This window comes from Mesorhizobium sp. B2-3-11 (assembly GCF_006442215.1).
GTDB lineage: Bacteria > Pseudomonadota > Alphaproteobacteria > Rhizobiales > Rhizobiaceae > Mesorhizobium > Mesorhizobium salmacidum.
In genome coordinates this window covers 83,244-94,591 of the sequence record NZ_VFVS01000021.1, presented here as the reverse complement: position 1 = coordinate 94,591, position 11,348 = coordinate 83,244, and the positions used below count along the sequence as shown (strand labels likewise).

Genomic DNA, 11,348 nt, shown 5'->3' with positions numbered 1-11,348 from the left:
TTACCAAAGGCGTTCGTATCAGATTGGGGTGGGCTACTGGAGCTTCCTCGGGTCGCCCGCCGACTGCCGTGCGGCATCGCGATGAAGCAGCATGACCTGCTCGGCCTCCGATCTCCGGTCGTAAATCGGCTCCAGCGCACCGTCTTCATCGAGTGCGAGAGCGCCCGACAGATCGGGTGAAAGCACCGTCAGCTTCTGCTTGATCCCCGCCAGTTCCTCGCTGCCGAGCGTCAGCCAGCTGCTGGCGCCGCAATAGCTGGCGAAGTCTTTGCTGGCGAGAACGCGGTGCGGATATTTCTTGGTCAGGGTCTGGAGGCGCTGGACCTCGTTTACAGCCGAGCCGAAGACAGAGAATGTGAGCCGGTCGGTAAGCCCGACATTGCCGAACATCACGTTGCCGACATGCAGGCCGATGCCAAATTTTATGTCGGACAACCCCTTTTCCTTCCTTCGCAGATTGAGATCCACCATGCGCGCAGTGGCCTTGTGCGCTGCCGCCAGAGCAGACTGGCAGGCGGTCTCGGAATGCGAGCGATGTCTTTCACAAGGGTAGACGGCAATGAAGCCATCACCTATGAAACTCATGATCTGCCCGCCTTTGCGATTGAAAGGTGTAGCAATGGCATCGAAAAACTGGTTCAGCGTATCGATGTAGATTTCGCGGCCGGAAGTTTCGGCAAGCCTTGTCGACCCCCGCATATCGGCCATGACCAGTGCGGCCCGGATTGTGTCGCCCTCGCCGCGCTTGATCTGGCCGTCCAGCACGCGTCTGCCGGCGTCGCCGCCGAGATAAGTGGTCATCATATTGTCGGCCAACTTGGTGAGCACCGCCATTTTGGTTGCGATGGCGAGATGATTTTGGATACGCAGCAGCGCCGAAATCATGCCCTCGCTGAAACCTGAAGCACTGTCGGTGGACCAGGACCCGATCATGCCCTGACTGGTATTGCCATTGAAGGGATGGACGAAAGCCATGTAATCGGTCACGCCCATAAGCCTGAGTTCATCGAAAACAGGAAATTCCGACGGGACCGACGGGTCGAGCCGACGCCGCAGATGGTCGAGCTTGTTGCTGAGCAGATAGTAGTATGGGCTGGTCAGGAACCTGTCAGAATGAACGCCGTCCTTTTTGCGGAAGCCTTCCACTTCCATGCCTTGGCCGCGAATCCAGGTGAAGCCAAGCGCGTCATAAAGCGGATGAAGCATCGAAAAGCTCAAATGCACCCGCTTCAACGGCAGGCCGGCAGCAGCCAGCCGTTCGCAAAACCCCTTTACCAATGTTTCCAGCTCATTGCCGGCCAGCGCCGACTGAGTCAGCCAGTCGGCAACTTTATCCATGAGAATTGTGGAAATTTCTGCTTGCGCCGTGCTCATACTACCTCGAAACCCGTCGAAGACGGAGCCATTATCCTTCGATCCGCCATAACACAGTCCGCCGGCGAGCCAAAGATGCCCAAAGTCAACGGGGTCGGCTTCGGCGGCAGAACGGCGAAGGAATTACCCGAATGACTGTCCTTGCAACCAAGGAACAGGCTTAACTGCAGTCATGTCTTGTGGCGTATGTGGCGAAGCTGCGGCCGGAGTGCAATCTCGATCCTGACATCGGGCAAAAAATTTGCCGGCTGGGACGTCGTCAGGCCTTCACCACCGTCTCTCGGAGCAGCCCGAGACGGCCAAAAACATTGCGTGTGTCGACGATCAGAACGGCGTGATCAGCGATTGTCTGATAGTCGATCGCGTCATGGTCGGTTGCAACGACGACAGCATCGAAATCCTTCAAGGCCGCCTCGGTCAATTCGACCGAGCGGCGCCCCTTGATCGCCATATGCTCTCGTGTGGTCGGGATCTCGGGAACATGCGGATCGTGGAATTCCGCCTTGCCGCCCCATTCCTCGATGAGTTCAATGAGCCGCAATGAGGGGCTTTCGCGGATGTCGGGCACATTCTTTTTGTAAGCGAGCCCGATGACGAGAATGCGCGAGCGGCTGAGCGCCTTGCCGCAGCGCCGGTCCAACGCTTTCGCCAGTTCATCGACCACATGACGCGGCATAGCGGTGTTGATCTCTGCCGCCAGCTCGATGAAGCGGGTCGGCAGTTCATACTCGCGCGCCTTCCACGTCAGGTAGAAGGGATCGATCGGAACGCAGTGCCCGCCCAATCCGGGGCCAGGATAGAAAGGCATGTAGCCGAAGGGCTTGCTCTTGGCCGCCTCGATCACCTCCCAGATGTCGATGCCCATCGCGCCGAGCACGACCTTCAATTCGTTGACGAGCGCTATGTTGACCGAACGGAAGATGTTTTCCGTCAGCTTGACTGCCTCGGCGGTCGCCGTGCTGGAAACCGGAACGACGGTTTTGACCACGCCTTGGTAGAAAGCCTGCACGAGCGTCGCCGCTTCAATGCCGTCACCTGCCACGACTTTGGGGATCGTCGCGACTTCAAAGTTGCGGTTGCCGGGATCCTCGCGTTCGGGCGAGAAGCCGAGGAAGAAGTCTATCTTCGACTGCAAGCCGGTTTCTTCCAGTATGGGCTTGATCACGTCGTCGGTTGTGCCGGGATAGGTGGTAGATTCCAGCACGATGAGGTGGCCGGGACGCAGATGTTTTGCGATGACGCCAGTCGTGTTCCTGACAAAGGAGAGGTCCGGCTCACGGTTTTTCGTCAGCGGTGTCGGAACGCAGATGATGATGATATCGCAGACGGACAGTTCGGCAAAATCCGCTGTGGCGCGGAACCGTCCACTCGCCACGTGGCCGGCAAGGGCTGTCGACGTCACCGCCTCAATGTAGGATTGGCCGTTGTTCAGGCTCTCGACCTTCTGGGCTTCGATGTCGAAGCCGAAAACCGGGAAGCCGGCGCGTGCGACCGCAATTGCCAGCGGCAACCCGACATAGCCCAATCCAATCACGCCGACCTGCGCGGCGTGCGTCGAGATACGGTTCAGCAGACGGTCATATGCCGATCGTGAAGCGTCCAAAAATCTGCTTTCCCGTTAATTCGGATAGGCTGGCCGCTGCCAGGCGCGGCTTACCATGGTCCCAGGAACCATGGCCGAGGCATATTGCGGAAAATGGATTCTCGCAAGCCGTCATCAGACCGGCAACTTTGCCTTCAAGGTTGCGGCAGCCATCGCATAGCCGCCGGCGGCGCCATCTATGAAATGAACGTGATCGCGCTGCAGCGGCGAGGCGACGAGGCATGTCATCAAGGCCGATTTCTGGCGGTGCAGGCCATAGTTGCAGATGCCCGCCTCTTCCGCCTGTTTCAGCCGGTTCTCGATCCGTTGCAACACATCAGCGTCAACGTCGATGGTCATCTTCAAGCCGTCGTCGAATTTCCGGAAATCCGAATTGCTGGCCACGTCGCGTTTGTAGATCTTCGGATCGAAACTGCCGATCGTCCAGCCGTATCTATCGGTGACGGCCGTAAGCGTCATCAGGAACACTATCCACAGCTTCGACAGCCACCGCCGTCCTGCCGGCGCCGTGGCCCGCGCCTCGATATCGAGGCCGGCGGGCAGCAAGCTGTAATCCGGCCCGTTCACCGGCACAGGGTGGCCATCGCGTTCCTGCCTGCCGGCAAGGGCGATGATGTCGGATGCCAGAAACTGAAAACCGCGCAGGTCGCGCGACGCCCCCGGTACGGCTATGATCGAGACGATTTCGCCATGCCGGGTTTCGATCGGGTTCCAGCGGCAGGAGAGGCCGGTCAGATCCGGCCGTGCGCCGGCCGGAGCAGGATCGATGCGGTAGCGCCCCGCTTTCATCTCGGCTTCCGCCCAACTGCCGCCACCGCCGGCGAACATGGCATAGAAGACCGCATCGGATGCTTGGAACCTTGCCACGCGAACGTCGAGGCCTTGCGCTCGAATATCCTTTATCGGCACGATCGCGGCACGCAGGGTTAGGTCCAGTTCGTCCGCCACCCATCTCTGGACAGCCGCCAGCGCGTTGCGGGTGGTCTCCACCGCCGAGCCGGGAAATGCGACGAGCGCCCCGTCGCCGCCGAAGACAAAGGGAAGATCTTGCCGACCCAGCGCATTGAGCAGGGCCGAAATGACACTGGCGCCGGCCATATTGACCGTTTTGTAGCGTCCAGTCTCGATCGCCTTGGTCGAGCCGACAATGTCGGCGGTGGCCAGCGCCCAGCCATCGGGGAGAGGCCGATAGTTGTCGATATCGGCAACGCTTTCGAACTTTGCGAAGACCGGCAGAGAAGCGACAAACGGGTCCGAAGCGGCAGCTGTTTCCATGACCATCAGATAGCACATTCCACTGCTTGAAGGTGAAGTCGATGATGCTTCGAAATTGACTTGCGCATGCTTTCCGATGATAGGGTCGCGCAATGCGAATTGCCTTCTACGCGCCGCTGAAGTCACCCAATCATTCCATTGCCTCCGGCGACCGCCAGATGGCACGCACGCTGGTCAAGGCGCTGGAGCATGGAGGACACAGCGTCGAACTGGCATCCGAATTGCGCTTCTATCTACGCGAACCGGAGCCGAAAAGTTTCGATGCGCTCAAGGTAGAGGCCCGAGAGGAAGCCGCGCGGCTGACCAGGCTTTGGGATCGTGACGGCAAGCCCGATCTATGGTTCTGCTATCATCCCTATTACAAGGCGCCCGACCTGATCGGGCCCGGGCTGGCGTCGACCTTTGCTGTCCCATATGTGACGGCGGAAGCCTCCTATTCGAGGCGGCGCAATGCCGGTTTGTGGGCTGATACACAAGCGTTGGTGGTGCAAGCGGTCGAACAGGCGGCGCTGAACATCTGCTTCACGCAACGGGATCGTCAGGGACTGGCAGATGCGATACCCGGGGTCGCTCTTGATATGTTGTCACCCTTCATCGACACATCGGTCTTCCATGAACTGCCGGCACGAGGTTGCCCGACGCGCCTCGTTGCTGTTGCCATGATGCGCCAGGGCGACAAAGTCGAAAGCTATCGCATGCTGGCGCAAGCGTTGGGTCAGATTGGCCATTTGCCCTGGACGATGTCGGTCGTCGGGGACGGGCCTGCCCGTGACGAGGTCAAGGCGCAATTCGCCGGCTTTGCCGCCGACCGGATCGAATGGCTTGGCGCGATGGAGCCAGCCGCCGTGCCGGATGTCCTTTATGGCGGAGGAATTTACGTCTGGCCGGGTTACGGCGAGGCCTATGGCGTTGCCTATCTTGAAGCACAGGCCGCCGGCCTTCCGGTGGTGGCTCAGGACATCGCCGGCGTGCCGGAAGTCGTGCGAGATGGCCAGACCGGGTTTCTCACCCCGCCGCGCGATGTGGCGGCGTTCGCTTCTGCCATTGAAAGGCTTCTGGCCCGTAACGACGAAAGAACCATCATGGCTGCGGAAGCCAGACGTTTCATCCTTGAAGAACGTTCCCTCGGCGTTGCAGCGGCGCATCTGGCCGAACTCCTTCCGAAGGTCCCGGTTTCATGACATCGTCCGATCGGATCTGGCAACCCTTGATGGAAGAACTGGCGGGCCGGCAGCGGGCCGGTCGTAAGGCAGAGTTCTGGCTGCGCGACGATGATGCCGTGGATCCGACGCCTGCGCTTGATCGGCTGCTCGATCTCACCGGTGAATTCGCGGTTCCGGTCACTCTGGCCGTCATTCCGGCCCTCACTGATGAGAAGCTTGTCGCCCGGCTTGACGAGGCGCCGCATGCCACGGTCGCCAGCCATGGCTGGGAGCACCGAAATCACGCGCCCGAGGACCAGAAAAAGCAGGAGCTCGGCCCGCATCGGCCACGCGAAGCGGTGCTCGATGATCTGGCTCGCGGGCTGGCGCACGTAACCGGTCTGCACGGCGCACGTGCCGTTCCGATCCTGGTGCCCCCCTGGAACAGGATCGACGCCGGCCTGGTATCCGACCTTGGATCGATAGGATTTGCGGCATTGTCGGTCTATGGGCCGCCGAAGGCGGCTCCACTGGCGGTCATCAACAGCAATGTAGACATCATGGATTGGCATGGCACGCGCGGCTGCCGCGATCACGGCCTATTGGTTCAGGCTATCATCGCGCACTTGCAGCATGCATTCGACGACGAACCGGTCGGCCTGCTCACCCACCATCTCGTACATGATGAATCGGCGTGGCTTTTCCTCGAACGGCTGTTCGCAGTCACCACACGGACTGAAGCCTGCGCATGGCTTCCGATCAGGACATTGATCGCGCGCAGCGCCGGTAGAAGAAATAGCTCAGCGCTTTTTATGCGATGAGACTGGAAATTCGAGGGTCTGGCCATCCCGCGCGGCAAACGCGCCGGCAAACCTGTCCTTGGCCAGTTTCTCCATCTCGTCCAGTTGCTCGTCGGTGCGTGCTGGATCGTGGTGAAACAGCGCGAGCCCCCGCGCACCGGCCGCCTCACAGAGCTTGACGCCCTGTTGCCATGTCGAGTGGCCGTTACCGCGGCGGCGTTCCAATTCCTTCTCGGTATAGGTGCAATCGTAAATGACGAGGTCGGCATCGTCGATCAGGCCGAGCACCGACTGATCGAGTTTGCCCGTCTCGTGCTCGGTGTCCGTGATCACCGCCACGACGCGGCCGCGCCATTCGACCCGGTAGCCTATGCAGCCGCCCGGATGGGTAAGGCTGCCGGTCCGAACCACCACCCCTTCGCGCGGCCGAAGCACGTCTCCGGACACGAAATCGCGGCAGTCGAGCTTTGCCTTGCAGACGTCCATTTTCACCGGAAACCACGGCGGCCGGATGAACTCATCGACCATCTGTCGGGTCGTCATGCGTCCTGCAAGATGCCCGGACCAAACGGTAAGCTTGACGCTCGGGTCAAAGATCGGCGCAAAAGCCGGCAGCCCGATGATGTGATCGTAATGGCAATGAGTGAAAAGCAGGTCGAAATCGGTCACATCCGCCGCCTGAAACGCCCTGCCGGCAGGCCGCAGGCCAGAGCCCGCGTCGAATAGAAGCGTATGCTTGCCGCATCGCATCTCAATGCAACTTGTGTTGCCGCCATAGCGAACGAATTCCGGCCCGGATACCGCAATGCTGCCGCGCACGCCCCAAAACCTGACCAGGAAAACGTCGTCGTCCATGGTAGCCCCTTCGCAGTCCCGTTGCTCATCGTAGCCAAACAACTGCCGCTAGAGCACCAGGAAAAGTGTGAACCGTTTTCCGCCCGAAATTTGCCGATTTCCTCCAGTGACCCTCTCAGCCAGAGGCTTGCGCTATCATGACGGGGAGCGTCGACCGCATCTCATTGGCTATTTGGCACTTCGTGCATCGATCAGATCGGCGGTGGTGTGGCTTAGGCGATCGGCAAGAACCCGCAATATCTCGATGGTCATTTCCGGGGACTCCTTCATGAGCCTCAGGAAATGATCCTTGCGGATTCTCAAGGCTTCCAGCTGACTTGCCGCTCTGACGGTGGCTGTGCGCGAGCTGTTGCACAGTATGGCGATTTCCCCAACAATCGAATTTGGCGCCATTTCGGCTACTTTTAACGGCCCTCTGTCGGAATCAACCAGAATATCTGCCTTGCCTGAAAGGATGACATAGGCGGCATCTCCCTCGTCGCCCTGCCGGAAAAGGATCTGGCCCGCGCCGTAGCTGACGCGATCGGATGTGAACGCAAGCAGTTTGAGCTTTGTCAACTCAATGCCAGAAAACAAGGGAACGCGTTGCAGCATTCCAACTTCATCCTTGAGCAGCATTGTCGCAAACCTCAAAATTCGCGTTTGCCAGACTAGAGCAACGCGCGCCCAGATGGAATTGGTTCCGTATTTCGTCGCTCTACGACACCAGTTCCTTGAAGACACCGTTGCCTGCCAAAAGTGTCTCGTGTGTTCCGTCTTCCACCAATTCACCCGAGTCGAACACGATGACGCGATCGAACATCATCGCCATGGACGGATTCGTCACCACCCAGACAATTGCCGGCGAATGGCCGTCGCGTCTGGCTTCCTCGAGAACGTTCCGCAACACCTTATCTTGCATGCGTTGATCGAGCGCCGACAGCGGCCGGTTGAGAATGAGAAAATCGGGACGCTTGAGCAGGGCCCGGGCAACGTCGAGCTTCTGTCGCTGTCCACCGGTCAGCCGCCTGCCGCCGGCGCCGACGTTGAAATCCAGGCCGACATTGAGAAGTTCGCCATAAAGCCCCAGCTCGTCAAGAAGGTCATAGAGGATGGAGCGTATGCGGTCCGGCGCGTCGGGGTGGTTGTTGCCCACACGCCCGAACAGCACATTATCCATGACAGTAGCCGCGGCGATGTATTTGCCCGGATCATACCGTTCGATCGCGTCATGCAGCTCGGTCGGCAGGTTTTCATAGAACCGGTTGCGGGCAGTGACGATCTTGCTCATCAGCTCATCGCTTAGCAGGCCGAAGCGGTGCCGGGGCTCGATATAGGCAAAGCTCAAGCTAACGATCATGGCGCGGTCGGTCTCCGAAACCGCCTCGTAGGGACGGTTCTTGAGCCGTTGCAGCAAGGTTTCGTAGGCCGGTATCTCCTCGGCGCTCATGAAGGCGAGCTGCTGGAAGAACTGGTGATCGGCTGGCAGGTCGGCGAACAGCTCGATCGCCTGTTCGGCGATTTCCATGCCCATTTCGTAGAGCGTGCGGTCGAGACCGGCTTCATTGAGCACAGAAGCAAAATAGGGGTTGGCCGCCAGCGCCCTATCCGCCAGTTCAGGGCCGGCCGCAGCGCCGAAGAGCAGGTTCTGGCCGATCGTCGCTTCCTTGTTGTAGGCGCCCGGTTCGAAAGGAACCACCAGTCCGCTCAGCCCTTCCTGTTCAAGCCGGGTTCGCAACGCCGCACGCAGTTCGACGATCCGCCTGGCAAGTTCCGTGTGACGCTTGAGGTCGGCCGAAGAGCGCAAGCCAAGGTCCAGAATGTCGCGCGACAGAATAACCGCGTCGAGCACCCGGCGCACGGCTTCAAAGAGGTCGTGCGGGCCGGTAGCGCCGGCGGAAGCATAGTTGATCCAGTCGCTGCGGATATCAAGATCCGGATTGCCGGACCGGCGCGCCTCTTCGATGTTCCAGCGGTGCTGGTCTGCCGCTGCACCGTCATAAGTCACCGGTGTCAGCGGCGCGTGTTTCAACCCGTAGAGCAAGTTATCGCGGAGGCTTGCCTGGAACAGGAAAACATCCGACGAGGCATACGACATGCGACGTCCGGTCACCGCTTCGGGGAGTTCAAGCAGGTCGTCGGTGCCCGAAACGATCCTTCCGCTGTCGGGCCAGTTCAGCCGCGCAAAGGCTTCTGCAAGCGCTTCGGCTCCGCCTGTTGCGGTGCTGACCAGCGCTACCGTCTCACCCGGCTTGACCTGGAGGGAGACACGGTTGAGAAGGATCGCACCGCCATCGTCTGCTATGGACAGACCGATTGCCGACAGGGGGGCGGTCATCGGATCGGGATCGTCGATCGCCAATGCCCCGATTGTAGGCGCAATGAGACCCTCCACGGTGAACTGTTCAACGACCTGCTGGTATTTGACCTGGACATCCTGCCGATCCTGATCCCAGTCGATCAGTTCCTTCATCGGTCCGGGCAGGTCCTTGTAGGCGCCGATCACGGCCACGAGTTGGCCGACGTCCAGCCGGCCGCCGATGACCAGATACCCGCCGATCATGTAGAACAGAAAGGGCGTGAGCTGCGCGAGAAAATTGTTGAGGAACTTTACCATGAATTTCCATTGGTAAAGATCGAAGCGGATCTTGAAAATGAGCCCGAGCCGGGCAGCTATGTCGGCGCGCTCGTAGTTTGACGTATCGTGGACGTGAACCGCGCCGATGCCATCGACGATTTCGCCAACACGGCCCGAAAGCGCGCGCGCCGTCAATTGCCGTTGGCGCCCGAGCACGAGTAGCCGCCGCCGCATTCGCGGGATGAGCACGATCTGGATCACCACGATCACGACCGCTATCATTCCGAGCCAGACGTTCTGGACCATGATGAACAGCATGGCCGTCAGCGCCTGGCCGCCGAGCAGCACCGGCTGCAGGAAGGCATCGCCGATGAAGCCGCCCAAGGGCTCCACCTCGTCCTTCACCATGGTCGCCACTTCGGCGGATTTCACCCGCTTGAAGTAAATCGGCGGAAACCGCAGCACACGATCGACAAGATCGAAGCGGATACGCCGCAGCATGCGTTCGCCGAGACGGCCCTTGTAGGTGTTGATGTAGAGTTTGAACAGGCCGTTGATGACGACCAGCAAGAGGAACACAATGCTCAGGGCAAGCAGCGTCGCCTTGCGGCCGAGCTGAAAACCGGAGAAGAACAGGACCTCGCCAATAAACGGCAGGTTATAGTGCAACCTCATGAATGGCAGGGTCGCGCCGGGTTGCTCGAAGCCGCGGCCTTGGATCGGGCCGTTGACGATCAGCTTCGGCAGGTTGAAGGACATGAAATACGGGATCATCGAGATCACGACGATCAGCAATATCCAGACCTGCTGCTTCTTGGTGTGCGTCCAGATATAGCGGGCTAGGCTGGGTTCCATATGCGACTGTGGACCTCAGTTGGAAGGATGGATGCAAAAGCACCTGCTGGCGAATGGCGTATCGGCAATTTCTTCGTCGCCAATGACAAGCTCGAAGCTGCAGTGCACGGAAGTAGTGCTGCGCTCAGCAAGATTGCGTTGTGTCGCCCGAAATCCCAACATACAAGGCGAATATGATGGATGTCACGCAACCACGCAATGCCGGCATGGACGGGCACGAGCAAGCCTTGGACCTCACCCGAGGGATTGCGGCCTATGTCAAAAGCCCTCTCGTGGCAGGGCTGGCGCGCGTCATCGCCAAGCACCCGAAGGCCGATATCGCCAACGCCTTCAACCACAAGCAGGTCGCCTGCAAGATGTGGGCGCTCGATCGGCTGTTCGACAGCTGCGGCGGGCGCTTCGGGCGCATATGGGTTCTGGGTGGTTGGTATGGCGTGTTGTCGGCGATGCTTTTCAACGATGTCCGCTTCGACATCGCGGCGGTCGACAGCATTGACATCGATCCCGAAGTCGCGCCCGTCGCCCTGACGCTAAACCGGGACGCCGGCGACCGGTTCCGGGCCATGACGGCAGATATGCACGCACTCGATTATGCGACCGGGCGTCCCGACCTGACCGTCAATACGAGCTGCGAACACATAGCCGATCTGCGCGCCTGGCTTGCGCTGCTTCCGCAGGGCACGAATGTTCTGCTGCAATCGAATGATTATTTCAGCGAGCCGACGCACGTCAACTGCGTGGCTTCGCTGGCAGCCTTCGGAGCAATGGCGGCGCTACGCGAGGTGCGCTTCTCCGGCGAGCTGCCGACAAAAAACTATACGCGCTTCATGCTGATTGGAACTGTCTAATGCATTTCGCCCAACAGTGCGTGGCGCTTTTGGGGCTGC

9 protein-coding genes are annotated in these 11,348 nt (G+C 59.8%); 3 read left to right on the top strand and 6 right to left on the bottom strand.

Going from position 1 to position 11,348, the window contains the following annotated elements:
* Positions 1-33: 33 nt before the first annotated feature.
* The 3 genes from FJ960_RS24915 to FJ960_RS24905 form a co-directional block, all read right to left on the bottom strand.
* Positions 34-1,374 (bottom strand): adenylate/guanylate cyclase domain-containing protein, encoded by a 1,341-nt coding sequence (locus FJ960_RS24915; protein ID WP_140504465.1) that lies wholly within the window; start codon positions 1,372-1,374, stop codon positions 34-36.
* Positions 1,375-1,633: 259 nt separating this feature from the next.
* Positions 1,634-2,977: a nucleotide sugar dehydrogenase gene (locus FJ960_RS24910; protein ID WP_140717527.1), complete on the bottom strand. Its 1,344-nt coding sequence runs from the start codon at positions 2,975-2,977 to the stop codon at positions 1,634-1,636.
* A 114-nt stretch (positions 2,978-3,091) separates the two neighbouring features.
* Complete coding sequence (locus FJ960_RS24905) at positions 3,092-4,252, bottom strand: DUF3095 domain-containing protein (protein WP_140717556.1); 1,161 nt, start codon at positions 4,250-4,252, stop codon at positions 3,092-3,094.
* A gap of 92 nt (positions 4,253-4,344) precedes the next feature.
* Between FJ960_RS24905 and FJ960_RS24900 the strand changes: the two genes are divergently transcribed.
* Together FJ960_RS24900 and FJ960_RS24895 are read left to right on the top strand one after the other, a co-directional pair.
* Entirely contained in the window at positions 4,345-5,433 is a 1,089-nt protein-coding gene (locus FJ960_RS24900; protein WP_140717525.1) for a glycosyltransferase family 4 protein, read from the top strand.
* Positions 5,434-5,462: 29 nt separating this feature from the next.
* On the top strand, positions 5,463-6,215 hold the full coding sequence (locus FJ960_RS24895; protein ID WP_246672942.1) for a polysaccharide deacetylase family protein: 753 nt from the start codon (positions 5,463-5,465) through the stop codon (positions 6,213-6,215).
* On the opposite strand, the gene FJ960_RS24890 is transcribed toward FJ960_RS24895, so the two are convergent.
* From FJ960_RS24890 to FJ960_RS24880, 3 genes are all read right to left on the bottom strand, one after another.
* Entirely contained in the window at positions 6,195-7,049 is an 855-nt protein-coding gene (locus tag FJ960_RS24890) for an MBL fold metallo-hydrolase (protein ID WP_140717521.1), read from the bottom strand. The genes FJ960_RS24895 and FJ960_RS24890 overlap by 21 nt on opposite strands.
* Positions 7,050-7,217: 168 nt before the next feature.
* On the bottom strand, positions 7,218-7,667 hold the full coding sequence (locus FJ960_RS24885) for a cyclic nucleotide-binding domain-containing protein (protein WP_140661343.1): 450 nt from the start codon (positions 7,665-7,667) through the stop codon (positions 7,218-7,220).
* A 79-nt stretch (positions 7,668-7,746) separates the two neighbouring features.
* Complete coding sequence (locus FJ960_RS24880) at positions 7,747-10,461, bottom strand: ABC transporter ATP-binding protein (RefSeq protein ID WP_140717519.1); 2,715 nt, start codon at positions 10,459-10,461, stop codon at positions 7,747-7,749.
* A gap of 176 nt (positions 10,462-10,637) precedes the next feature.
* Between FJ960_RS24880 and FJ960_RS24875 the strand changes: the two genes are divergently transcribed.
* Positions 10,638-11,309 carry a class I SAM-dependent methyltransferase gene (locus tag FJ960_RS24875; RefSeq protein WP_140717517.1) on the top strand — a complete coding sequence of 224 codons (672 nt, stop codon included), beginning with the start codon at positions 10,638-10,640 and terminating at the stop codon, positions 11,307-11,309.
* Positions 11,310-11,348: the final 39 nt, after the last annotated feature.